Origin of the sequence: Peredibacter starrii, assembly GCF_034259205.1 — a bacterium.
In the GTDB taxonomy this organism is placed as follows: domain Bacteria; phylum Bdellovibrionota; class Bacteriovoracia; order Bacteriovoracales; family Bacteriovoracaceae; genus Peredibacter; species Peredibacter starrii.
Map to the genome: position 1 here is coordinate 774,759 of NZ_CP139487.1, position 24,119 is coordinate 798,877.

Sequence of the window (24,119 nt, forward strand, 5' to 3'; positions counted from 1 at the left end):
GCTTTTTCAGATTCTAACGTCTTAGCCGATCAATTTAAGAGCACTTTGACCATTCATGTTGGCCTGAGCGAGTACCGAAGTACCTGCAGAGCCAATGATCGAGTTACGGGCCTGCTTAGCAGTTTCCTCAGCATAGTCCACATCACGAATACGGCTATTAGCGGCACTCATGTTCTCAGTGTACGTCTGCAAGTTATTCGAAGTCGATGTCAGACGGTTTTGAAGGGCACCAAGTACCGCTCTTTGACCCGACACTTTCTCGATAGCGGCATCAATCGATGCAAGACTATCTTGAGCGCCTTCTTTACTACCAACAGATAGTGAGCTTACACCCAGGGCCTCAACACCAGAATTTAATTGTCCTGGATCGAAACCAATTCTGTCTTTAAACTCATCTGCACCTGTACCGACCTGGAATTCTTGTTTTTCACCTTCACCATTCAGCAGTGTTTTACCGTTGAATTGTGTCACCTGAGAAATACGTTCCATCTCAGATTTCAGTTGTTGATATTCCAGATCCGTCATACCTCTTTCTACATCACCTACCGTATCAGAAGAAGATTGGATCGCAAGCTCTCTCATACGTGTCAAAATGTTTGATGTTTCATTCAGACCACCTTCCGCTGTTTGTACCATTGAGATACCATCGTTGGCGTTACGGTTGGCTTGTTGAGCTGAACGAATCTCTGTTTTTAATTTCTCAGAGATCGCGAGCCCTGCTGCATCGTCTGCTGATTTTGTGATTCGGTTACCCGAAGAAAGTTTTGCGAAACTTTCTTGTGTCTCACGATTCACTTTACCAACTGAGTTCTGCGCCTGAAGTGAAGCAACGTTTGTGTTAATTCTGAAACCCATAGACTATCCTCCGGTTAAAATCATTACCAACCTCCAAGTCAGATGATGGATTTGTTCGTGTCCATCATTGAGCAACCATGCTCTGTTTTTATTTTTAGGCCGCATCACCATGATGTTGCCGTTGTTGACCAAGCATTTCGGTGCGTTTTTGAGGAAACATGAGGAATATTTTGCCTAAAACATAAGAAAAAAATGGGAGAGTAATTTTGTTGAATTGATCTAAGTTCGCGAGAGAAAAAGAACGTCTGACTAGATGAGTCGTGTATTCGGTAAGATTTATTTTCAGTCAGCTTTCTCGACGTGCCATTTTAATTTAGGTAAAATTGCGAAAAAATTCTTCTTCAAAGAGAGAGTGAAATGAAAGTTCCTTTTATCGATATCCTTCGTTACGAAAACAACTTCCTCGAAACAGTATCTGCAAAGGCCGCTGAGCTTCTGAAGAACGGTCACTTTGTAGGTGGTCCAGTTGTTGGTCAGTTCGAAGCTGCACTTAAAGATTATACAAAAACTTCGTATGCACTTGGTTGTGCTAACGGTACAGATGCCATTCAACTTGCACTACGTGCTGCTGGTGTAGAGAAGAACGATAAAGTTCTTCTTCCAGATATGACTTTCTGGGCAACTTTCGAAGCGATCGTTAACGTAGGTGCTGTTCCATACACAATTGACGTATCTCGCGAAACTCTTCACCTAACTCTTGCTTCAGTGAAAGAGGGTGTAGAGAAGTTCAATCCTAAGGCGATCCTTATGGTTCACCTTTACGGATGGGCATGTCCGGAGACGCTTGAGATTCGTGAATACTGTAAATCTAAAAACGTAATCCTGGTTGAAGACTGTGCTCAGGCCATTGGTGTAAAAATCAAAGGTGAGTCGATTCTTACTAACGCTTCAGTTTCTACGACAAGCTTCTATCCTGCAAAGGTTCTAGGAGCGAGTGGGGACGCTGGTGGCGTATTCACAACTGATGAGAAAGTTGCAACTGCAACCAAGATCCTTCTTAACCACGGTCGTACTGGTCACTATGATCACGGAATGATTGGTTGGAACTCTCGTCTTGGTGCTTACGAAGCGATGTTCATGGTTGAGTCTCTAAAACACCTTGATGCTCGTCTTGATAGCCGTCGTCACGTTGTAGAAGAGTACCGTAAGAAAATTAACAATCCTGCGCTTAAAATGATGGCACCATCAAAAGACGTTTGGGAAAACGGATATCTTTCAGTTGCTCTTATGACTCCTGAAACTCGTCCAGCTTTCATTGAATATTTAAAAGCAAATGATATTGGTTACGGAACAGTTTATCCGGGTGCCATGAGTGTTCAACCAGGAGCTGCTGCTCACATTGGTGGAAAAATCTCTCACGGACATGCTGAATGGATTTCGAAATCTGTGATCAATCTTCCATGTTTCGCTTATATGAAACAGGAAGAGATTGATTACGTTGTAGAAAAAGTGAACGCTTTTAAGGCCTAGTCTTTTTCAGCCACTGCTCGATCACGAGCGCGGCCTTCTTCGCTAATTTAGGATCCCTCTGAATCATATCGTTGAGTCGTTTTTGAAGCGACTCAACGATTTTTTTTTCATGGAGGTTCTTTTCGTCTGCGCCTACCTGATAAAGCTTTGCATAGTCAGAAGGCCTTAATTTCGGTGCGGCCATAACGATCTTCTTATTAAGCTACGGCTTCTGGAGCGCGACGCTTGTGAGAAGCAACTTTTGTAAGATGCTCTTCGATGATTTCATAAAGTTCAAGTTTAGTTGATTTAGGGTCCATGCCTTCTGGCATTACAGAATACACAACTTCATTGTTCACTTCAGAGAAGATGAACCAAGTGTTACCGATCTTTTGGAAAAGAACGTCTTTCACGTTGTTTTTTACAGTGTTTGATTTTTTTGTAGTTGATGTAGTCATGTTACCCTCCATGGTTTCGACTAGCGAACTCACATCCTGTAAGTTCATTTGATCAACTCTTCGGTAGGGGCTGTTTAAACTTTAGGCATTATGAAAAAAAATCTGAAAATTTTTTTTACACAATTCCCGAGCTATTTAGTACGCGGATTGGATACCGATATACCCGCCTAACGTGAATGTTGTTCCTGTACTAAATTTATCATCACCGAGGTTTTCCCACCAAGAAGCCTGACTACCACCATTTTTTGCCTGGAAAGAAGTTGCCGTTTCCATCTCAAGAGCGGTTCCTAAGACGAAATCTACCTCTTCCAGCACGTTTTTACGGTGATATTGAAGGGCCAGACGTGGGCTAAAAGAGTAGCCCTGGTATTTGCGGGAATCAGTAACAAGACCATCCGTTTGGGTAATGGAAAGCTGATTAAAAAGATTAACTATTAGATTCAAAGAAAGGTTGATGCGGTTTTTTTCGCCTTTAAAAGCGTCGTAACTCGCCGTAGGACCAAGTCCTAACTTAATGCCTTTTTCCTCAGAATAACGCTTCGTAAAGAAGGTATATGAGTTCTCAAATGAGCGGACATTGAGAGTTCCCCCAATGAAGAAGCGATTGTGATAATTGCCCTTGGCTTCTCTAAGAAGTGTAAGGTTCACATCAATGGGACTTTGATAGCCCTTGGTTCTAACATCGTCCTTGTAGGGATAACTTTCAAAATAGGGCTGAGTTAGACCAATAATGAACTGTCCACGATAGCCCGAAGGATTTTTTAGAGGGTAGTTCTTTGGAAGAGGTTCCTCTAAACGGTAATCAGTCGGATCTTTCTTATTTTGAAACTGAGTAAATTCTCGAGAGTCATTGAAGTAAACGAAGATATGCTCTGAGAGCACATACACCTGGTTACCTTGGCGATCGAGCGTCGGAATGAATTCATCTTCCAGATAATAGGTATTTTCAGCTTCACCACGAAAAAGAGGATCCTGATTGTATTCAGGACTATTTTTCATTTTCATTTTTAGGGTCTCTAATTTTTGCTTAGAGGGCGCCATTCTTTGAAACTTGTTTTCATTCGCAACAGAAGGGTGAATCTTGATCACATCACCTTTTCTTTTGTACTGAACAACTGGAGCGTCGTAGCTTTTGTATTTAAATAGAGGAGCTTCAAGAACCGTAATCACCGCATCCAATGCCATAGCATTGAAGCAAAAAAAGAATGTCAGGAACAAAAACTTTTTCATTGAAAGACCTGTGCGAAAGAAAGTCCAAAGCTCTTATTCGTTTCATTCGAAGCTTGAAGGGTAGAGGTATTGCTCTGATCTTTCATATTAAGCCATTGTGCCTGATAGAACACGCCAATGACGAATTCGCCCCAGCCATTTTTAATGGGTCTTTCAAAAGATGAAAGTAGATCAGCTGAATTAAACTTCTGGGTAAAGCTTCCATTCGGTCTTTCCGCTTGAGCGCGGGCAAGAGGACTCACACGGAATTGAGTCTGAAAACGGAGCGGTTGCCCCAGAATTTCAAATTCTTTGGTTTTAAATTGCGGTCCAAAAGATGGGGCCGTGTATTTAATCTTCCCGCCGTCATAGGCCGTCTGTTCAAAGTGAAGAACAGCACCGACCTTAAGCGGAAGTTTCCACTGCGTGAAAAAATGCACGCCATACTGAGTTGTGTTTCCGCTCGAGACACTTGAGTCATTGAAAAGTTTTGCCATATAGTCACCCTTGGCAACACCGGCATAAAAACTAAACTCTGGAGGAATTGAAAGTTTTGTATCGTACTCCGCGCGAACAATATTATCCGGAGCGGGAGTGTACTTGAGAGGAGGTTCATACATCGCCAGTTCCTCTTTGATGGGCTCTACATAGCGACTCAAAATTCTCCAGGTCACAGTTCCATTCTTATTTTGAATGTACTTAAACCCGTTCTCATCTTCCAGATTGAAGTAACGGATATATGAATTACGAGAAAGGGTATAGTTCTTATTGTTTTCGATATTTCTTACCGGAACACCGGCACTGACCGCACCCATCTGGGTTCCGCTGTTCACAATGGTATTGTAGTGAACAATTTTCTTCGGTGGCTGATATTTTCGGTTTTGTCTTTCGAAATTTACCTCATCCTGAGAAGGCTGGTAGTCGTTAAACGTCGGAAGCTCTTCATCTAGTTCCTGAATCGCCTTAAGATCAGACTTTGTCTGAGCAAACGCCATTGGAGTAAGGAGAAGAAGCATCCACCACATCTTAGCCGCCCCAATGTTTCAGAAGATGTTGCGATTTAACCAGTGTCTCAAAATTTGATTCGTGTTTTACGATATCGCGATGGATCTCATCGATGCCGACCCATTTAAAATCCTGATGCTCATGAGAATCAATTTTTACTTCCCACTTCTGATCCAGAATAATCAGAAAGCATTCCTCATGGCATTTTCTCTCACGTTGATCAGTGAACTCGTACTTTAAACCGAGGTTCAACATATCCATGATGGTTTCGATATTGAGACCAGTTTCCTCAATGGCCTCTCTAAGTCCACCTTCTTCATAGGTCTCATTGTCTTCGAGTTTTCCCGTCACGTTTTGCCAGAAGCCTCCGCGGCGTTCATTGGTTCTCATGAGGAGAAATTGGAATTTATGACTAGGTTGGTCAAGAGCGGCCAAGACCACCTGAGCTTTTTTAGTTTTTGAACTCATAATTTATTATGAGCGACAAGATCAGGATTGTCCAAAAACTCGAGTGAGATTTTAGGTAGTTTGCTCTGCGTAGCTGACCTTAAAACTCAACTTATAAATTGCGTCATATGGCCGGATTTGATATGAAGAATAGATGAATGATTTGAATACGATACTCTTCAATATAGCTCAATCCCTGCCTGGGTTTTTGCTCGCAATCGTGACACACGAAGCGGCCCACGCGTGGATGGCGAATAAATTTGGAGATCCAACTGCGAAAAACGCAGGTCGTTTAACATTAAATCCTGCTGCACACTACGATCCATGGGGAACGATCTTCTTCCCACTTCTAGCTGCTGTAACAAATTTCGCCATGATCGGTTGGGCACGTCCAGTGCCGATCGAAGTTCGTAATTTCAAAAAGATCCGTTCTGGAATTTTCTGGGTAAGTTTCGCTGGTCCGCTATCGAACCTACTACTTGGAACTCTTTCAGCTCTCGTACTTGCAGTGATTGCAACGAAAGTTTCTCCTGATTGGGGTTACTATCGCATTTCAATTCGCATGCTTCAGTACTCTGTATTCATTAACTTCATTTTGGCCTTCTTCAATTTGATTCCGCTTCCACCACTTGATGGTTCGAAGATGGTTTCATCTTTTCTGAAAGGTCAGGCGCTTTATAAGTACGAAAATTTCGCCCGTTACACACCGGTGATCTTCCTGATGGTGATGGCCCTGAGTTTCATGGGCATTCACACTCTGAGCTACGTACTTATGCCAGCTCAAGTTATTGCTAACTATTTGATGTTCACCTTTGTAGGACTCTTCGGAGGAATCGTATGACCGAGAATGAAATCCTAGTTAAGATAGATCGTTTCGACGGTCCTCTAGCACTTCTTCTGCACTTAGTTCAGAAAGAAGAAATGCGTATTCAGGAGCTTGAGCTCAATACGATCACTCATCAGTATCTTGATTATCTTCAAAAGATGCAGGATCTGAACTTTGATGTGGCCGGTGAATATCTTTATATGGCCGCGACTCTTCTTTATTTAAAGTCGCAAACAATCGCGGATGAATCTCAGGATCAGAACCTGATCAAGATTACTGCCGGTGAAATGGGTCTTGAGATCCAGACTCGTGGTGATTTGATTAAGCGTCTTGAAGAGCTTGAGCGCTTCCAGCGTCTAGGTCAGCGTCTTTGGGGCCTACCAAAGAAAGGTCACGAGATTTTCGTGAAAGGAAAAGTAGATCGTAAGGCGATCGAAGATTCCATCCTTACTCCAATTGATCTTCAGCAATTAACTGAAACCATGATGGATCTTATCCGTCGTGAGAAGCGTAAATATGCCGTTGTTAAGCGTGATCGTCTCTCTATTAAGGAGAAATTGGTTCGTCTTAAGTCTATGCTTAAGGAAGGCGATACAACTCAATTTGATAAGCTTCTAGATGAAAATGAAACAGGAATTATTGATAAAGTAATCACCTTTATCTCGCTTCTTGAGCTTGCTCGTCTGAAAAAATTACAAATTTTCCAGAACGAGGATAAAGGCTCCATTTACATCGAGGTTAAGGAAAGTTTAGAGTCTTTCGATCCAGAAACAGCAAATGGTTTCGATCCGGAAGGCGAAGCAAACAAACCAAAAGAAGCGGCAGCCCCTGCGGAAGCAGCGGCCCCTATCCAATAAGGAAGTGCTATGGATTCGATGAACGACATCAACTACGAATGGGATCTTTCTGTTGAAGCGCAAGCTGCAGCGGAAATGTCGGAAGTTGAGACTGTTGAAACAGTTGAAGTTGCAGCTACTACTGAAACGGTAGAAGCCGAGGGCTTCTCGCTTGACCTCAATCACTATGATGAGAAAGAGCAAGAAGATATGCTTTGGCAGGCGCGTACGGGTCTAAATGCAGACACGCTTTGCGGTGCTATCGAAACAATCATTTTCATGTCTGACCGCCCGATCTCAATTCAAAAGATCAAAGCTCAGATTGATAACGAACTTCCACTACGTGTGATCCACGAATCACTTTCTAAACTCCAGGCCGGTTACGAAGAAAAATTCCATGGTATTCGTCTGGTAGAGGTTGCGGAAGGTTACCAGTTCCGTACGAAAGCGACTTATTCGAAATTCGTTCAGAACCTATTTAAGATCAATTCACTTGTTCTTACTCCAACAGCTCTTGAAGTGTTGGCGATCATTGCCTACAAACAACCGGTTTCTAAAACTGAAGTTGAAAAAATCCGTGGTGTGGATTCATCTCACATCATCCGTGCTCTTATGGATAAGCGTCTGGTGAGAATCACTGGCCGTTCTGAAGAGCTAGGTCGTCCATCTCTATTTGGAACGACTGATGAGTTCCTTGAAGTATTTAACCTTGCTGATATCTCGGGTCTTCCACCTGAGTATGAGCTTGAAGAAATGGCGACTAAGAACACAATCGGTACAATTGCTGATATCAAGTCAGTAGTGTTTCGTTCTGAGAACCTTTCTAAATTCAGCGCTGATGAGTCTGACGAGCTTGAAAGACTTTCAAACGACATCAACCTTATCGCTGCTGATACAAATTTCACGGCCCTTCTTAAATCTGAAGAGAAGAGAAAAACTGACGGCGAAACTGCTGTTCGTAAGTCCGCTTTCGATATTCTTGAAGACTTCGTTAACCGTGAAGAGTCTGTACGTCAGACTAAGGCCGCAGCTGATTCAATCACTATTATGAACGTGATTGATGCCAAGGTTGTGGACATCGCTCAAGAGGGTGTTGTTTTCAATGCTCCTGAAATCGATGAAGAGTTTGAAGCTCTAAGAGCTGCGGAAATTGCAGAAATTGAAGAAGCTGAAGCTGCTCACGTAGCAGAAGAAGTTGTTAACTTCGAATCAATGGATCTGTCTCAAGAAGCTGAGGAATTAGAGCGAGCTCTAGACCTAGCATTCGAGAACCTGACTGGCGAAAAGCTAGAAGAAGGGGAGATGGCCTTTGATGTTGATGGTGATATCAACAACTTAGACTTCACAATTGATGAAGCAATTACCAAGGGTAAAGATTTTGATCTTGACCTGGCGTTCCTAAATGAAGTACCAGTACCAGCTATAGAAAATAACGACGAGAACCTGTAAGGGTTCTCGTTCTTTTCTCTCAACCTTATAACTGCCGGGAGGCAGATTGGAGTCAAAAATGTCTAATCAAGACCTATCTATCCGTTTACAAAAAGTTATCGCAGACTGTGGTGTTACTTCGAGAAGAAAAGCTGAAGGCTATATTCTTGATGGCCGAGTGACTGTTAACGCGAAAATCGTGACTGAGCTTGGAACAAAAGTTAACCCTCATACGGACATCATCCAGGTTGATGGTGTGACTCTAGAACTAGCAGCGATTGATAAAGTGTATGTTGTTCTTAATAAGCCACGTGCTTATATGACAACTCTATCAGATCCTGAAGGTCGTCCAACTGTGATGGACCTTATCTACGGTGTTAAACAAAGAATTTTCCCTGTTGGTCGTCTCGACTATCTTTCTGAAGGTCTTTTGATCCTTACGAACGATGGTGACCTTGCCAACATGATCATGCACCCTCGTTACGAAGTTGAGAAAGTGTACGAAGTAAAAGTTTTCGGTCACGTTAACGAAGCACTTCTTGCAAAAATCAAGCGCGGGGTCATGACTGAAGACGGTCTTCTTAAGCCGAAATCAGTTCGTGTAATTGAGCAGCTTCCAAACAAAACATGGCTTGAGTTCCGCCTTAACGAAGGTAAGAACCGCGAGATCCGTAAGATTTGTGATGCTGTAGATCTAACTGTAGATAAACTTCGTCGTGTTGCTATCGAAGGTCTGAACATTCAGTCTCTTCCAGTTGGCCAGTATATGTTCACAACTCGTAAAGAACTTCTTAAAGCATTAGGTCTTAATGAGCACGGTGAGAAAGTTGCTCTTCGTAAGTTCGTATCTGCGAAGAAGACACTTAACACAACAAAAGTTGCTAAGATTGTTTCTAAAACAGCTCGTCCTGCTGATGACAAACGCTTCCAAAGCTTCCGTAAGGAAAGTTATTACGAAACTGTTGCGTCAATTAAAGATCTTAAGATGCGTCAGGCAGAAGAAGAGGCTACAAAGAAAGCAGAGGCAGAAGCACAAGAAAGAGCTGCGCATTTCGCTAAGTCTATGAAGAAGTCTTCGAAGTCTAGAGGTTATGGAAATAAGAATTAAGAAAGGAAAGATCCTCATTTACCGAGTCTTCGACATCGGTTCAGAGATCGACCTTGAAAAAGTTGAGGCCCTTTTTGAAGATACCAAGCTCAAAGGCCGCTTCAAACTAGATCGTAAGCATAACATGTCCCTTATCATCTCGAGTTCACCGCTCTCAATTCAATTGGGATCGGTGAACATGAGATTACAAGACCAGATGGTCGCCGCCGAACTGATTGCAAAAGTTTGGTACTTCGGAACCGTCTCTCTTTGTTTCCAAATTCCAATTCCTGAAAATACAAACTGGCCTGAGCTTGTGAAGATCGCGAGCTGGATTGAGAACGACAATGAGATCGAAGTTCTTGCCCGTGAGAAGGCGAAACAGTTCCAGAACGATATTAAGAACGCCATTCCTGTATTGAATGAATGGAGCATGAACGAAGACTACGTGACCTACTTCATTCAAGAGCTTGATGGTCTACAGGGTCCTCTTGCAACATTAACAGAAAAGGTTGATGTGCCGGCGCTGATTCTGGCCGAATCAAAAGACATTTTGTCTGAACAAGTGAAGAAGAGCATTCTCGAAAACACTTACCAGTATTCGAGAGATGACCTGGTTGTTGTCGACTGGAACTCTGCACTTGTGGTTGAGCCAAACGGATCAATGGACGTGCCACTGGTTATTGAGTTTGCCCTTAACCAATTACTCGAACTCCGTTACTACGATGATCTTCTCGATCAGCGTTTAAATACTCTCTACAATGAAGTTGTAGGAAAGAAGCGTGGTCTTCTATCAAACAAATACTCGCGTCTTGCTGAAGATGCGGGACAAATTTATCTCGAGATTTCAGAGATCGTTGAGAACGTAGAGAACTCATTTAAGACAGTGGGAGATTTTTATCTCGCGACTATCTTCCGTGCGTCTTCAAAACGTTTCCGTTTCGATGACTGGCAGAAGAGCATTAATGAGAAGCTTGGCAACCTTGCCGAGATTTCAAAACTATTGCATTCAGAAGTGAGTGAATCGAGAAATCAGACGTTGGAGATCATCATCATCGTGTTGATTGCGATTGAGGTCGTACCGTTTTTGTACAACCTCTCGCAGTAGAAAACTAATTATCGATATTGTTCAGATTCTTTTCATCCATAGATTCATTTAGAAAATCTACGGCGAATTCAACTGCCTGATCACCATAGGCCATTTCCTTGTGATCAACGGCGAAGTTCGCGTGCTTGATAAGTTCAGCGGTTTTTCTCATAAGTTCAGCACTAGCGTCGAAGTATTCACCTTCTTCTTCAGAAGCAAGTACGTGAGCGAGTAGGGCGTGAACACTTTTGATCAGACGAACTTGAGTAGAAGTCAGTTCTTCTGTATCAAGTTTCATCGTTAGTTCGCTGTTCTTCTGTCCTAGGCTATGCATATTTTGATCCTTTTTAAGCACCATCAGGAACTTTATCGGGAGAATTCCTAGGAAATTTAGCTATTTATGCCGGAGTAAAAGATTTCGGGTTTTAGCTTTACAAGCTGGGTTAGGGAGCGTATAACTACTTTAATTTCCAAGACTTTCATTATCAATCGCGGGATGGAGCAGTCTGGTAGCTCGTCGGGCTCATAACCCGAAGGTCGTAGGTTCAAATCCTGCTCCCGCAACCAAAATTTTCAAATACATACACCAGATACAGAGACCACCAGTTACCCTCGGGCGTGAATTGGGCGTGAATCCTTTTTCCATCATACAGATGCCACCGCATAGTCCTTACCCCTTTCGGACATTAGGGGAGGATAAGTCACGTCCAGATTTCTAGAAAAACTGTTCACCGAGAGCACATCAGCTCGTTTACCAATGTTGGGCTGAATAATATCTCTCACTTCTTGAAGATACTCATTACTTAGGTGAGCATATTTTTCCGTCGTCTTGATGTCGACATGACCCAGAACTTTTTTTAGGTCGTAAAGATTCCCGCCATTCATCATAAATAGACTGGCATAGGTGTGACGAGCATCATGGATACGGATACGGCGTACTTCACATGCTTCAAAAGTCATGGCCCAAGTTCTGCTTCTAAAGTTGTTAGCATCAATTGGACGTCCAGTTACATTGCTAAAAATGAATGAACCGTTGGCAGAATTTTTAAGTGCTGCCAATTCAACTTTCAGTAGTGAGGGAAGGGGAACCGTTCGATCTTTTTTTCCTTTGGTTGTTCCTAAGAGTTTATGTTCTTTAGAGCACCAAGAGTCCGAAACGAGTATTCGATCCCGATCAAAGTAGATTTTATGCCATTCAAGTCCAAGCACTTCACCAAGTCTCATTCCTGTGAGGAAGAGAGTTAAGTAAAAGACGTGAATCCATCGCTCCTCACCAACAAATCTCTGATTAGTATAAGTTAAGATCTGATCCAGTTCATCGTGTTCAAGGAAATCCATTTCTTTGTTGTCGAGCTTTAGCTGTTTAAAGCTACGGCTTGGATTTCTAGCAATGTAATCATTGTTAAAGGAATGATTAAATACGGCCTTGAAGTGTTGAATAACCTTGTTCACGGTCGATTTTGAAAGCCCCTTCTTTATCTTCCCTGTAACAATCTTCTCAAAGTGCATAGAATTGATTTCGCTGATCCTAAGACCACTTAAAATCGGAGCGATATACTGCTTATGCATTTGAACATCTTTTACGAGGGATGATTCTCTTTTTCTTGTTGAAGCATTCACATGCCAAAACTCAAAGATCTCATCGTACAGGTAATCTTTTGCCTGACTACCTGTGAGCGCTTGAGTTTCAATCTGGGTGAGAGTGTCTCGTTCAAATTTGATTGCTTGGGCTTTTAAAGGGAAAGACTTGGTTAAGTGTCTTTTACCTTTATACCAAACTTCAACCTTCCATTTACCAGTCTTTTTGTTTTGTTGGATCGCCATAGATTACTCCTTTGAGTTCTCTTTGGCCCATTTCTGAAGTTCACCTTTCTTAAAGCGAACACATGCCCCAATTTTGAAATAGGGGATTGTCTTCATGGATACCATTTTATCTATCGTCTTGATTGATACCTTAAGGAAGTCAGATGCTTCCTGTTTGGTTATCAATGCTTCATCATCGCACACTATTCGGTTGTCAAAGATTGGACTCGTAATAGCATTAGATGGAGTTTTTCTCTTTAAGCGTAGGGGTGAGTGTGAAAGAATTTCAGGCTTTCTCATAAACTACTCCTCGTATCCCAAAGCTTTCAAGATCGTCATTGGGAGAGTGAGCCGGTTTTCAAAGATTAGCTTTCGGTGGGCGACGATGGTTTGAAGGTAAATCCTGTCGAGTAGTCTTTGCTTGGATCTAGAATCTACTTTTTTAAAGTTGCACAGATCTTTGATGATATTTTGAACCGAAACGGAATTTATATCTTCATTATCTATTGCAAAGATCATTATGCCCATGTCTTCAAGAACAGCATATTTAAAATTATCCTTTAACATAGAGACATACTGTTCATGAATTTCTCCATTTACTTCTATGCCAACGCCATTAAATGCAGCTCCATTGAATTGAAAACCAGAGTCCTTAGTTTGAAGACAAGATCCTTTAATACTAGGGAAGAATAAGTCGATATTCATGTTCCCAATCCAGAAGCTTTGGTGCACCTCAAGCTTAGTATGTAGTTTAATTTCTTTGAGAAGTAATTTCTCAAACTGAGTGACGGTTACTTGTTTTTTATGGGTTTTGTTAAGTAAGAGACAGACTTCTTCATAGGCTTGTTTAAGTAAGTCTGAACCGTAGTTCTTAAGCTTATTCTTTGTGGCGTAGGGTAAAGTTCTTCTGTCTAGAAACCTATTTTGAATTTTAGGCAAGCAAAGCGACCCGGAAGATCCTTCTGAGTCTGAAATTTTTATATTTTCCATAGTATATAACCTCCTGTGGTTAGCAAATAGCATCTCTGTAATGGCTCAAGTTGAACGGCTTGGGTTATATAGACCGTGGGTTGATTTACAGGCCCGTAGTATAACTAGAGGTTTTTGGAATGGAATTTTCTACGCATGAAAGTTTTGAGCTAAGTATTCAAAATTATTTTAAAAATTCAATTAAAGACCAAATTTTCAGCAGGTTTGAAGACAGCAAATTGATTCAAATGTCAGATGAGTATCAGGAAATCATTCAAGGAATAGAAAATGATCTACGTAAAAGACTTGTAGAATTCCAAAAACTTTCAAAGAAATTTCATCTTTCAAACCCTGGGTATTTTTTGGAAGAATGGCTTAATAGGCTCCCACGACCAACACATAAAGATTTGGTAATGACATGGGGAAGAGAGGTTAATCCTTCTCCAACGAAATCCAAAACAGATTTTCGAATATCAATTCGATTTCTATTTATGATTGATATTTACGAACAAAATAATTTTAGTCTTGATTGGTTTAAACACTTTATTTCTTCCCAAGGAGAGTTATTTGAGTCGTTTAAAGATGAAGGTGTAGAATACATACAAATTCAAAAGATGTTGCCTGCCATTAATAGAGCTTCGTTGGAAAAGAATAGATGGAAGACAACTCTGCGGCAAAGCCTAGAGAGGAGTCTTTTTCCGTCAGTAGACTCACCGTCAAATATTAATAAAGCTAAGTTAGATAATTTTTATGATGAGATGAGAAAGTCGAACTTATATACATGGGATGGGTTCGAAAATATGGCCGGCACAGAGTGTTTTGATTTGGAAATGTATTACTATGATTATCTTCTGTCTGAGGATGAGAAGGCTAAAGATAACTTTATAAGGCGTACTTCAAAATCGTCAAAATAGTTTAGTTGTCACTGCCATCATAAAAAACCTTCTTCTTCTAAAAAATCCTCAAGTTTGAGCAGATTTCTCCGATAAGTATCCTGTAGCTAGTTAAAAGCTAATAAAATAGCCCGTTTAGGCTTGAGGTTTGGGGTATGAAGAAGGTTGGAAAGGTACTTTGGTGGTCCCATAGAGATGAGAATGGGGTTATTTCAGACTCTCAGGGTAATGAGTACTATTTTGATAAATCCGTAGTAGGTTCTAGGATAATTGCCAAGATTGAGCGTGGGTCCATCGTTAATTTTGAGGCTGATAGATGCAATAGTATCCTAGTCGCGAAGTCGGTTAGTGTCCCAAATGGCAAGTCGCTTGTGAAGGTTCAAGAGCAGTTTCACTTAGAACTATCGCAGTTAAAACTTCCTATCGCTATATAACAGAGTCTTTTAGTTAAAACACTGTAAATCTTTTTTACAATCACTATCAAGTTCCCGGCCAGAACTCCGTAAAGCTGTCTAATTAAAAGACAGTCATCAAAGGAGTTGATGGTATGGAACTTATCGGAAGAGTTCTCTGGTATTCAGATAAAGACGAAAACGGAATCATCGTTGATCCGAACGGGAATGAGTTTTACTTCGACCGTTCAGTCTTAAATTTAAAATCCAATCAAGTAATCAAACGTAATTCAGTCGTTACCTTCAATTACAACGAGTCTATTAAAGACTGTTTGTGTGCATGCAATGTTGCCATGGCTTCTGCATCCCAAAGTAAAGCCATCCAGAGCAAAGTATCACGTCAACCATCAGCAAGCGTTTAATTCGAAGGAACAATTATGAAAACAGTAAAAGATATTGTTGGAGAAAAAACAGAGTTTGGGCCAGGTAAAACAGCTCTTTATTATAACAATAAGGGGTTATTTGCAGATCCATTTTTAGAAGAGAGGCTTCCGAATCTCGAAAAATATTATAATCATCCTTCAACAAAGTTTTTACATAACTTTTGGAATATTGAAGAATCAGATAATGCTCAAAACTATGAGCAGGCATTCCAAGCGATATTAAATTTATGGGAAGAGTTGGATCAAGATATTCCTAAGTATTGCAAGAAAGAGAGACAGCTTCAGAATAGTTGGATTGATAAGGTTTTTAAAATTCTCGGCTGGGAATATGAGCTAGAAGAATCCTCTCAGAAACATGGAGTAACTAACTACCCTGACTACACTCTCTTTGCGTCTAAAGAAGATTGGAAGAAGTCTAAAACTTCATCAAGTAATTTGAAATTTAAATCGGCACTAGCTGTTGCTGATGCCAAAGATTGGGGTGTCCCTCTTGACGGTAAGGGGGCAACAAATCAAAACCCATCGTTTCAGATTATTAACTATCTTAAGCAAACAGATAAGCAGTGGGGAATTCTCACTGATGGTAAATATTGGAGAATTTACTCTCTTCGTTCGGAGAGTAAGCACACAACTTATTACGAAGTTGATCTTGAGAAGATCTTAGCAACTAAGGACTACTCAAGATTTAAATATTTTTACAACTTCTTCCGTGTAGAAGCGTTTATCAATGACTCAAGATTAAATGATCGTACATTTTTGGATTTTGTTTTTGAGGACGGAAAATTTTACTCTCAACGTGTTGAGAATAATCTTCAGGAACGAGTATATAAGGTTGTGGATTCAATCTGCCAAGGCTTTCTGGAAACATATAAGGAACCGTCTGAAGATGATCTAAAAGAAGTGTATGAATATTCGATGTATTATCTCTTTAAGTTGATGTTCGTACTTAACTGTGAGTCGAAAGGTCTTCTTGAAGTCAACAAACAAGACGATTATTACGAATTCTCTTTAAGGAAAATGTGTATGGATATTAAAGAGCAATTTGAGGTTAAGAAAACTTGGTCGGGTCAGCCAAAGACATATAATCACATCAATGATTTATTCACCCTCCTCAAAATGGGTGATTCGAGAATTGGTGTCCATGGTTTTGGTGAAGAGCCTTTCGAGATTGGAAGCGAAGACTTTTATAGTAAACATAAGATATCAGATGAGTTTTTAAATAAGGCAATTCTTGACTTGTCTTGTGATCTTGATGAAGAGAAGAACCTTCAATTCATTGACTATAAAATTTTGTCCCCTGATCATATTGGTTCTTTGTTTGAGGGACTGCTTGAATTTAATCTAGTTAAGAAGGGAAAAAAGATAGAACTTCTAAATACGAAAGGTGATCGTAAATCAACAGGAAGTTACTATACTCCAGAATATTTGGTTGACCATATAGTTGAAGAAGTCATTTCGCCACTGGTGAATAAAAGGGATATCGGCGAAATTACGAAACTAAAAATCCTTGACCCATCAATGGGGTCAGGGCATTTCTTGCTTGGAGTTGTAAAATTCTTAGAGAAAACTATTACTGAAATCCAAGATTCAAATGAGAAGGTAAAAGGTGCGATCGAATTCGACAAGATCAGAAAAGAAGTTCTCAAAAGCTGTGTTTTCGGTGTCGATATTAATCCATTAGCAACCCAGCTTGCCAAGTTTTCGCTATGGATTTATACATCACAGAAAGGCGATTCGTTAGAACCTCTTGCGGATCAACTTGTTTGTTCGAACGCACTTTTAGATTCCTTAGATTACAAAAACGTGTTCAAGAATCAGATTAGACCAGGTTCACTTGATGCAATTGTTGGCAACCCTCCATATATTGGAGAGAAGGGAAACAAAGAAATATTTCATGCAGTAAAAAATGAATCGCTCGGAAGAAATTACTATCAAGGGAAGATGGACTATTTTCATTTTTTCTTCCACCTAAGCTTAAATTTACTCAAAGATTCAGGGAGAGCAGGGTTAGTTTCTACAAATTATTTTGGTACAGCTACAGGAGCAAGCAATTTAAGGGCAGACCTGAAGCACAGAGCAACACTTTGGAAGATCCTTAATTTTAATGAGCTCAAAATTTTCAAAGGGGCACAAGGCCAACATAACCAAGTGACTTTTTTCAAGAAAGGAAAATCTGGGGCTGAATTATGTGATGTCTATACATCACCCGATAAGGGGGCTTGTGATCAAGGCAAGCTATTAAATCTACTATCATCGACGAACAAATCAAGTTTTTCGAATGATGAGATCTATATTGGCGAAGATAACCAGATTTTAATTAATTCAGGAAATAGTAACTCGACACAAGATTCAATTGTTTCGAAACTCCGTAAATGTGCCAAAAAATTGATGGATGTTGCTGATATTAATACAGGCGCTGATGTCACACTAAGCGAGATTAAAAAATCACATATGAAAAAATTCAGTGGTGATTTTCAAGAAAATGATGGCGTATTTGTTCTTGATCAGGATGAGATAAAATCGTTAAAACTTTCCAAGAGTGAAGTTGAGATTATTAAACCCTTTGCTAAATGTTCGGACATTTCGAGCTACACCACAGCAAAGCTTAAGGGGAAAGGGCTCATTTATTTTACATGGGAGGATTCAATCTCTCCGTATCCCAAACTTGAAAACCATCTAAAACGGTTTAAGAAAATTCTTGTCGATCAAATGGAAAGATACGGTGAAGACTATCCTTGGTTTGCATTACATCGTCCTCGCAAGCAAGAGATGTTTGAAGCGAAGGACAAACTAATCGTTCCATACAGATCAAGACTGAATATCTTTTCATACTATCCTAAACCAGTATATTCAAGCAGGGATGTACTCTTCATTGTTCCGACAGCTGATATAGGAGCCAAAGAATTAGCAGTTTTGTTTAATTCTAAGATTTATTATTTGTGGCTTTATACGAATGGCAAGAGGAAAGGGTCTGCATTGGAGCTATATCAAAACCCTCTTAGCAATCTTCCTGTCCCTGAACTTTCAAAACAGGATCGACAAAAACTAGTCAGCTGCTTTGATAAAATTTGTGACCAAAATCTATCAGAGAAATCCATCATGGAGGCTGAAAAGCTTGTTGGTAACTTAATTGGGTTGACAGAAAAAGAACTAGATTATGTATTGAAGTTTTATGAACAGAACTATGTGCCGGGCAATACAGAGGAAGAAATGGATGAAGCCGCTTAATTCCAATGATCGACTGAGATATTTTTAGTGTAAACAATTCCCTTTTTCCCTTTGAACTCGATGGGGGGAGAGAAAGTTTTTATAACTTTTACCCCCCATCCATATTTCTTCTTATCTTTCCAGGCCCAAGGTGAATTCTTGTCCACCAGATGCTTTGAAACATCCTTATAGAATTCAGTTTTACTTTTATACTCAGTAGAAGAGACGAATTTTATAATGGCTACAATTCGAGATTTAAACGCCTGTGACTTTCCTGGCGTTTCAATTAATAACATTTCTTGGTTTAAGAATTTTTCAGGAAGAGCGTAAGTTCGTGTTTCAATAGTTTTTCTCCCAGAAGTAATTTCTTCAGAGATTGGCCACTGAATATTGATTCCAGTATAAGTTCTAGATTTCAAATCCGAAGTCCTTATTGATTTCAACAGAGCCAGTCGTAATTTGGAGTGGTTGTCCCAATGGAATATGTAGGGTTTCTTCTTTAACTGGTTTTAAGAGTTTATGGTTAGTAAACTTCATTCGCTGCTCCCATGAAATATCACGAGACGTGTCTATGTTTGCAAATGACTTCACTCTATCAATAGCATTGCAACAGTCTTTTTTATTAGTCCACAAGTCTTGGTCTTTCCAGAAATGAGTTTCACCATTGCCAATATAACAAGTTGTAAACTGAATTCCGTTTTGAAGACATTTAGCATGAATTCTTTCGTAATATGCCCTAATCTCTTCATCGCTATAATGGAAGTCACGAGACTTTTTATTTGTTTCATTTACGAAGCCGGACTGTTTTTTTGTTTCTGGTCGATAAAGGGCATGAAGATCACGGCCAATAGCACTTTCCATTTGATTTAGTCCGAATGATGAAAGGCGAACAATCCCTGCTAATATAGATTGAACTCCATACTGTGCAATCTCATCAATCATTTCAAATGATGAATAATGGAAAGGTTCAGGCATATTGTCTCGATCAAAATTAGGGTTTGTGAAATACCCGTCTGCATAGATTGGAAAGAATGGATTTAGACGAACGGTAGTCCAAAAGCCATTTTGGGTTAGTTTTTGAAGTGCTTTTAATCTACGTTTAGCACTTGGAGCACCTTTTTCAATAAGTTTATTCATTTCATCATTTGTAGATGAAATACTCATTTGGACTGAGCAAAGATCAGGATTCAAGAGATTCATGTAATCATCATGAGCAACAAGATCAGAGCGAGTAAACACGAGATAAGGGTACTTATAATAGTCAAGAATACGGAGAAGTTCTTTTGTTACACCATATTTTTGATCCATATGCATGAATGAATCAGACATTGACCCAATACGAAGAGGAACACGTTTCTCCATGACTGAACGCCATTTGGAATTCTTATCAGTCTCAAAGACAGTGTAGAATGTTTTCCAAATATCGCTAACATCCACCGGCATAGGAAATGGTTTGTTCCAATAACCATGAACTGTAAGCTCAGCTTTTGCGTAACAATATACACAGTCATGAGTACAGCCACGGCCATATGTATCTAACTCAAAAGCATAAAGACATTGTTGGCAAGTTGTATGGCTATTAACGAGCTTGAATGGAGTGTTAAAGACAATCCCACCACGCGGTTGTTCAAGACCGAAACGTAATTCAAGTTTTCTGTAAGTATCGTAATCAAATTGCGATTTATAGCTTGAAACTTTTTTGAGCTTTTCCACTTGCTCGAAAATCTTATCACTTTTTGGAGTTGGAATTTCAGGAATAGGAAGTTTCCGTTCTTCAGAAGGAAGGCCCGTGAACGGAAGTGTGACTACGTTGTTATTCTCTGGAGTCATAGTTGTACTCATTATTGAACCCTCTTATCTTCATTTGCTTCTAGTGTGCTTGGCTTTAAACGGAGTTCTGGCTTCTCGATAAAATTGATAATTGCCATGCGAGCCAGGGTTGAAAAATCGAAATAAGGATTTTTTTCGAGAAAGTCCTTAATAGCCTTATCTTCCTTGTCATTGAATCGAACTGCTTTTGTACTCATTAGTAATACCTACGAGTTTTATTCGCTAATAGATGCGAAAAAGTAAAACATTGTTATACGGTCGATGGGTTCTACTAAGGCTAAGACGCATAGGCTAGATGGCTCAGTAGAGGAGAGTAAATTTTACAAGTAAATGGACTGTAAGGGATTGAAATTACGAGTCCGTACTCATGGTGTTACTCAAGTTTTAGCTAAGGGAAACCGAATAGATAAGCATACTTAGTTGAGGTGGATCATGGAATTTGTCATCTTAGGCACTGGCATTATTTTTTCGATTTGTGCCTGGATAGTGATTCTTTTTCATAAAAGAAAGAAGGCTAAGCATGAAGCCATTGTCAAAAAAGAGCTTACTATTGGAATTTATCAGAATATGACCTTTTCTGAGTTCATGACACCTTCAATTGCTTCTGAAAAAGCACTTGCCTTTACCAATTGTTACTTAAGTAGCACTTACGGAGAGGTCGCAAGACTTTCATTAGATGCTTTCAGAGGGATTAGTGAGGGTCAATATTACAGAGCAACTTTCACTGATGCTATTTCAAAAAGAATAAGTGAAGGTTCTGCACAGCTAATGAAAAACAAGCTTATTGCTGTAGATTCAAAAACAAAGAAAATTATTGGGAATCCGACAGAAATTTCAAAAGGTATGACGGACGCAAGTCAAGTTGCCTCAGTTATGAATGTTGCCATTGGGGCAGCCCATATTCTTTCTGGTTACGATAATGCAAAAAAACTGAACTCATTAACGAAAGATGTTACGAAAATTCTTTCCTTCAGAAGTTGCGATATGTTGGGGGAGCTTGAAGCCATTTTTGAATGCTTTCAAGAAATAAACATCGAGAAGTTATCTGAAGATCGTGTGTTCCTTAACCAATTGAAGCTCAGAACTAAAACACTGCGAAATCAGTGGTTCTCTGAAGCAATTTCTGCTCTTGAAAATATCGAAGACCCAAATAAGAGAGGATTTTTTGCCAAGTTGTTTTCTACCCGTAAGGGCACTCTAAAAAAATATGAATCAGAAGAAAAGATAGCCTTAGCTCCACTGCATATTACTAGATCGGCTTTAGAATTGGAGAGAGCGATTTGCTTTCTTTTAGGCGAGGATGCATCTTTCGTTAACCAAACATTGATGAGTCAGAGAGAGAAAATTGAAAGGTTACAAGTACTTCTGATCGAAAAACGGGAAGCCATTACGATATATACAGAAGTCCCCCTAGAACAAGTTGAGGCTATGACCCAAGAGACGAAGAAGTATCTCTCAAGCTTAAATTTTGAACAATCTGGGTTGGAAGGTAAGTCTAAACAATTGAAGAAGGTTAGCTGAGATATTTTTACTGATTTATAAAACCATGAAAATGATTGATGTTTTGAAGTAGTGCTTTCAGAAGAGCTACTTGAAAACAATTTGTTCCTTGCACGCTTTCCAATGAATTTATTTTTCTGGTGATACTGTCTCGAAGGCTTGCATTATCATATCCTCGACATTCTCTTGCTGTCGATTCAAAGAAAGTTCCAATAGCAGAGTTGTATGTCTGTAACAAATTTAATTCTCTAAAATGATTTGAGACAATCAATTGTGCTGGTTGAGGTAGGCCTGCGAGATCAAGGGTGAAATTGATGTTGAGAGTGGGGATAAAATGAACATTACAAATGAGAAAGGGAATGTTTAAGTAGGTGTCATGATATAAGTTTATGAAGGATCTTTGTCCATTTGAATATGTTTTCAGTCCCTTTAATTGATTACAATCCTTGCAGCATGGAATTAAATTTGAAATGACTCCTGAAAACATTGGATAGGTTTCTTTGGGAAAAAAATGATCAATGCTTCGGTTTAAGTTAATGCCGCAGTACTGGCATATATCTTTTTGAAAATTTGTAGGCTGCGAAGTTCTTAGTAAAGCTAGGTAGCTTCTAAATTCTTTAGTTTTACTAGAATAGATACTCTGGAAGTTTACTCGATCGGTGTCACTCATCATTTGAGGCTGTAAGTTTAATAATAATGGTGCTGCTGCATGATATGCATCTATAGCTTGTTCAACATGTGCAAGGTGTGCATTCAAAAAAGATAGATATGGCTCTTGCTTAGAAGAGAAAGAAGAGCGATAAGCGAGCTTTACGTTATCTTGAAGAGGTATTAGATTTTTCAAGTACGGCCCTTGTAAAGACTTTTAAGATAAAGTTGTGCACCTAAGCTTAGTTTGTTTTCGAAGCTTCTCATTACTTCATCGAAACTTTTATTTCGGGAAATTTCTAATAGCTTGGACTTGTACATACTTTCACTCTCAATAACGTTGAAGACATTTGAAGTAATATCGTTGAGATTCCCACCGAAAGTTTCTATGTCTAACATCCTTACATCAACTCTACCCAAAACTTTATCAACGACTCTGATATATTTCCTCGGAATTTCGGCAAGGATTAGTGGCGAATGAGTGCATATGATTGCAAATGAATTAAAGTCTTCAAGAATTTTATAGAATACCTTCAGAATTGTTGAGGTAGCATTCGGGTGTAAGTGATTTTCGGGTTCATCAAAAAGTATTAAAGATTCTCTTCTGATGTTTGCTATAATGTCCGTCACAATCGATAGGATCATCATCTGTCCAGAACTGAGATTTTCATTAGGGAAAATATCTTCTATCTTCAGCACTCCTTGGTGGCTATTAAAGTTTAAGATGTATTGGTTATGACTCATAAGTTCATATAGGACTTCTATCCATTTGCTGTTTCTTCTAAGGGAGTGAATCTCTTCGAGAGCAATATTTATTTTTTCTTTGAGTTTGGTTTTATTAAGGACGCCTGAATCATCCTGTAAGCCGCAATATTTATAGCTAAATTTTTCACCAGAGACAGGTTTAACAATATTATCAAAAGCACTATAGGATATAGCAATGACCTTATCAAACAAGGGTGAATTCCCATCGAAATAACCAAGACTTTTGTTTTCTTTGCTTAGTACATTCGCTAGCCGAGTCATACACTGCGTTTTGCCTGCACCATTTTTACCAACAAGAGCATTTATTCTAAAAGGTAATAAGTCATTGTAGTCAAAATCAAAATCGATGTGATGTTCATTTTCAAATGATTCAAGTTTGAATTTAAAAGTGAACTTGAAGAAGTTGTCGCTTTTCGTCTTGTTTAAAATTGTCTGCCCTTCGGCGAGTGCTTTTTCTGCTGGAGAGAATCTTAACAGTGAAGTTTTGAAACCCTGATTGTCTTTGAATAAACGGTAAATGTCTGGATCATAAACAACATCTTTTAATGCTTTAAGGATTTCCTTTTGAGTTTTAGCTTTAAGGCTTGAAAGTTTTTCATAATATAATGGTTCTTGGCCTAGTGAGCAAAAATTAGAGTCCAGGGTTTCAAATACAGGACTAAGAGTTGTTGTTTTCAGATCTTGATTTAATATTTTAACGGTTCCAATGCTTTCTTGGACTATCTCTCCTGTATTTATTCCTTTTAAATAAACCGATAGATGAAACGTGGTTTTATAAGTGTAGTCGTCCCAGTTATCAGCTCTTAAAACGCAATAAGGAGGTTTATCAGCTGGGGGAGATCCATATCTGTCTATTACGTAAAACTTCATAAATGCTGTCCTTTAATCTTCAATTTTATATGAATATAAAAAGAAATGTTGGCGCGCGTCGTTATTGGATAAAAGGTTCACTTCGCTGCCCTGGAGCCGAAAGAGAGCTTAT

25 protein-coding genes and 1 tRNA gene are annotated in these 24,119 nt (G+C 39.5%); 11 read left to right on the plus strand and 15 right to left on the minus strand.

The genetic code is table 11. The features are described from left to right. Window positions 1-21: 21 nt before the first annotated feature. Complete coding sequence (locus SOO65_RS03875) at window positions 22-855, minus strand: flagellin N-terminal helical domain-containing protein (RefSeq protein WP_321397230.1); 834 nt, start codon at window positions 853-855, stop codon at window positions 22-24. A gap of 357 nt (window positions 856-1,212) precedes the next feature. Between SOO65_RS03875 and SOO65_RS03880 the strand changes: the two genes are divergently transcribed. Further along, complete coding sequence (locus SOO65_RS03880) at window positions 1,213-2,325, plus strand: DegT/DnrJ/EryC1/StrS family aminotransferase (protein WP_321397233.1); 1,113 nt, start codon at window positions 1,213-1,215, stop codon at window positions 2,323-2,325. Here the strand turns inward: SOO65_RS03880 and SOO65_RS03885 are convergent. The 5 genes from SOO65_RS03885 to SOO65_RS03905 form a co-directional block, all read right to left on the minus strand. Next, window positions 2,315-2,509, minus strand: coding sequence for a hypothetical protein (locus tag SOO65_RS03885; protein WP_321397235.1), 195 nt, complete (start codon window positions 2,507-2,509; stop codon window positions 2,315-2,317). The genes SOO65_RS03880 and SOO65_RS03885 overlap by 11 nt on opposite strands. 13 nt (window positions 2,510-2,522) lie before the next feature. Continuing rightward, window positions 2,523-2,762: a hypothetical protein gene (locus SOO65_RS03890; protein WP_321397238.1), complete on the minus strand. Its 240-nt coding sequence runs from the start codon at window positions 2,760-2,762 to the stop codon at window positions 2,523-2,525. A 135-nt stretch (window positions 2,763-2,897) separates the two neighbouring features. Next, the gene (locus tag SOO65_RS03895) at window positions 2,898-3,992 is read right to left on the minus strand and encodes a hypothetical protein (protein ID WP_321397240.1); all 1,095 of its coding nucleotides are present in this window, start codon (window positions 3,990-3,992) and stop codon (window positions 2,898-2,900) included. Next, a complete protein-coding gene (locus SOO65_RS03900; RefSeq protein WP_321397243.1) occupies window positions 3,989-4,996 on the minus strand; it encodes a hypothetical protein in 1,008 nt (335 codons plus the stop codon). The genes SOO65_RS03895 and SOO65_RS03900 overlap by 4 nt, the downstream gene beginning before the upstream one ends. Window position 4,997: 1 nt before the next feature. After that, window positions 4,998-5,444 carry an NUDIX domain-containing protein gene (locus tag SOO65_RS03905; RefSeq protein WP_321397246.1) on the minus strand — a complete coding sequence of 149 codons (447 nt, stop codon included), beginning with the start codon at window positions 5,442-5,444 and terminating at the stop codon, window positions 4,998-5,000. A gap of 133 nt (window positions 5,445-5,577) precedes the next feature. Here SOO65_RS03905 and SOO65_RS03910 point away from each other — a divergent pair, with 133 nt between their 5' ends. From SOO65_RS03910 to SOO65_RS03930, 5 genes are read left to right on the plus strand one after another with little or no spacing between them, the layout of a single operon-like run. After that, window positions 5,578-6,264, plus strand: a complete 687-nt coding sequence (locus tag SOO65_RS03910; RefSeq protein ID WP_321397248.1) for a site-2 protease family protein — start codon at window positions 5,578-5,580, stop codon at window positions 6,262-6,264. Next, window positions 6,261-7,106 (plus strand): segregation and condensation protein A, encoded by an 846-nt coding sequence (locus SOO65_RS03915; protein ID WP_321397252.1) that lies wholly within the window; start codon window positions 6,261-6,263, stop codon window positions 7,104-7,106. Before SOO65_RS03910 ends, SOO65_RS03915 begins: the two co-directional genes overlap by 4 nt. A 9-nt stretch (window positions 7,107-7,115) precedes the next feature. After that, on the plus strand, window positions 7,116-8,534 hold the full coding sequence (scpB, locus tag SOO65_RS03920) for an SMC-Scp complex subunit ScpB (protein ID WP_321397257.1): 1,419 nt from the start codon (window positions 7,116-7,118) through the stop codon (window positions 8,532-8,534). Between the two features lie 58 nt (window positions 8,535-8,592). Beyond that, window positions 8,593-9,621 (plus strand): pseudouridine synthase, encoded by a 1,029-nt coding sequence (locus SOO65_RS03925; RefSeq protein WP_321397260.1) that lies wholly within the window; start codon window positions 8,593-8,595, stop codon window positions 9,619-9,621. After that, window positions 9,605-10,708 (plus strand): hypothetical protein, encoded by a 1,104-nt coding sequence (locus SOO65_RS03930; protein WP_321397266.1) that lies wholly within the window; start codon window positions 9,605-9,607, stop codon window positions 10,706-10,708. The genes SOO65_RS03925 and SOO65_RS03930 overlap by 17 nt, the downstream gene beginning before the upstream one ends. 4 nt (window positions 10,709-10,712) lie before the next feature. Here the strand turns inward: SOO65_RS03930 and SOO65_RS03935 are convergent, their stop codons facing one another. Further along, a complete protein-coding gene (locus SOO65_RS03935; RefSeq protein ID WP_321397272.1) occupies window positions 10,713-11,021 on the minus strand; it encodes a hypothetical protein in 309 nt (102 codons plus the stop codon). A gap of 156 nt (window positions 11,022-11,177) precedes the next feature. On the opposite strand from SOO65_RS03935, the gene SOO65_RS03940 reads away from it, so the two are divergent. Next, window positions 11,178-11,254 (plus strand) — tRNA-Met (locus tag SOO65_RS03940). A gap of 78 nt (window positions 11,255-11,332) precedes the next feature. On the opposite strand, the gene SOO65_RS03945 is transcribed toward SOO65_RS03940, so the two are convergent. Genes SOO65_RS03945 through SOO65_RS03955 form a run of 3 tightly spaced genes read right to left on the minus strand, consistent with a single transcriptional unit; the run spans window position 11,333 to window position 13,480 of the window. Further along, window positions 11,333-12,511: a tyrosine-type recombinase/integrase gene (locus tag SOO65_RS03945; RefSeq protein WP_321397276.1), complete on the minus strand. Its 1,179-nt coding sequence runs from the start codon at window positions 12,509-12,511 to the stop codon at window positions 11,333-11,335. A 3-nt stretch (window positions 12,512-12,514) separates the two neighbouring features. Next, the gene (locus SOO65_RS03950; protein ID WP_321397281.1) at window positions 12,515-12,790 is read right to left on the minus strand and encodes a helix-turn-helix domain-containing protein; all 276 of its coding nucleotides are present in this window, start codon (window positions 12,788-12,790) and stop codon (window positions 12,515-12,517) included. 3 nt (window positions 12,791-12,793) lie between these two features. Then, the gene (locus tag SOO65_RS03955; RefSeq protein ID WP_321397285.1) at window positions 12,794-13,480 is read right to left on the minus strand and encodes a hypothetical protein; all 687 of its coding nucleotides are present in this window, start codon (window positions 13,478-13,480) and stop codon (window positions 12,794-12,796) included. 119 nt (window positions 13,481-13,599) lie between these two features. Here SOO65_RS03955 and SOO65_RS03960 point away from each other — a divergent pair, with 119 nt between their 5' ends. The 3 genes from SOO65_RS03960 (at window position 13,600) to SOO65_RS03970 (ending at window position 18,415) form a co-directional block, all read left to right on the plus strand. Further along, window positions 13,600-14,373: a hypothetical protein gene (locus SOO65_RS03960; protein ID WP_321397288.1), complete on the plus strand. Its 774-nt coding sequence runs from the start codon at window positions 13,600-13,602 to the stop codon at window positions 14,371-14,373. Window positions 14,374-14,899: 526 nt separating this feature from the next. Further along, entirely contained in the window at window positions 14,900-15,166 is a 267-nt protein-coding gene (locus SOO65_RS03965) for a hypothetical protein (protein ID WP_321397291.1), read from the plus strand. A gap of 15 nt (window positions 15,167-15,181) precedes the next feature. Next, complete coding sequence (locus SOO65_RS03970) at window positions 15,182-18,415, plus strand: Eco57I restriction-modification methylase domain-containing protein (RefSeq protein WP_321397295.1); 3,234 nt, start codon at window positions 15,182-15,184, stop codon at window positions 18,413-18,415. Here SOO65_RS03970 and SOO65_RS03975 read toward each other — a convergent pair. The 3 genes from SOO65_RS03975 to SOO65_RS03985 are packed head-to-tail and all read right to left on the minus strand — an operon-like array spanning window position 18,412 to window position 20,421. Beyond that, complete coding sequence (locus tag SOO65_RS03975; RefSeq protein ID WP_321397298.1) at window positions 18,412-18,813, minus strand: hypothetical protein; 402 nt, start codon at window positions 18,811-18,813, stop codon at window positions 18,412-18,414. The genes SOO65_RS03970 and SOO65_RS03975 overlap by 4 nt on opposite strands. Further along, window positions 18,803-20,236: a radical SAM family protein gene (locus tag SOO65_RS03980; protein WP_321397301.1), complete on the minus strand. Its 1,434-nt coding sequence runs from the start codon at window positions 20,234-20,236 to the stop codon at window positions 18,803-18,805. Before SOO65_RS03980 ends, SOO65_RS03975 begins: the two co-directional genes overlap by 11 nt. After that, window positions 20,236-20,421, minus strand: coding sequence for a hypothetical protein (locus SOO65_RS03985; RefSeq protein ID WP_321397305.1), 186 nt, complete (start codon window positions 20,419-20,421; stop codon window positions 20,236-20,238). Before SOO65_RS03985 ends, SOO65_RS03980 begins: the two co-directional genes overlap by 1 nt. A 235-nt stretch (window positions 20,422-20,656) precedes the next feature. Here SOO65_RS03985 and SOO65_RS03990 point away from each other — a divergent pair, with 235 nt between their 5' ends. Next, window positions 20,657-21,745 (plus strand): hypothetical protein, encoded by a 1,089-nt coding sequence (locus SOO65_RS03990; RefSeq protein ID WP_321397307.1) that lies wholly within the window; start codon window positions 20,657-20,659, stop codon window positions 21,743-21,745. 7 nt (window positions 21,746-21,752) lie between these two features. Here the strand turns inward: SOO65_RS03990 and SOO65_RS03995 are convergent, their stop codons facing one another. After that, window positions 21,753-22,568 carry an HNH endonuclease gene (locus tag SOO65_RS03995; RefSeq protein WP_321397310.1) on the minus strand — a complete coding sequence of 272 codons (816 nt, stop codon included), beginning with the start codon at window positions 22,566-22,568 and terminating at the stop codon, window positions 21,753-21,755. Next, window positions 22,565-24,007 (minus strand): AAA family ATPase, encoded by a 1,443-nt coding sequence (locus SOO65_RS04000; protein ID WP_321397313.1) that lies wholly within the window; start codon window positions 24,005-24,007, stop codon window positions 22,565-22,567. The genes SOO65_RS03995 and SOO65_RS04000 overlap by 4 nt, the downstream gene beginning before the upstream one ends. Between the last annotated feature and the right edge of the window lie 112 nt (window positions 24,008-24,119).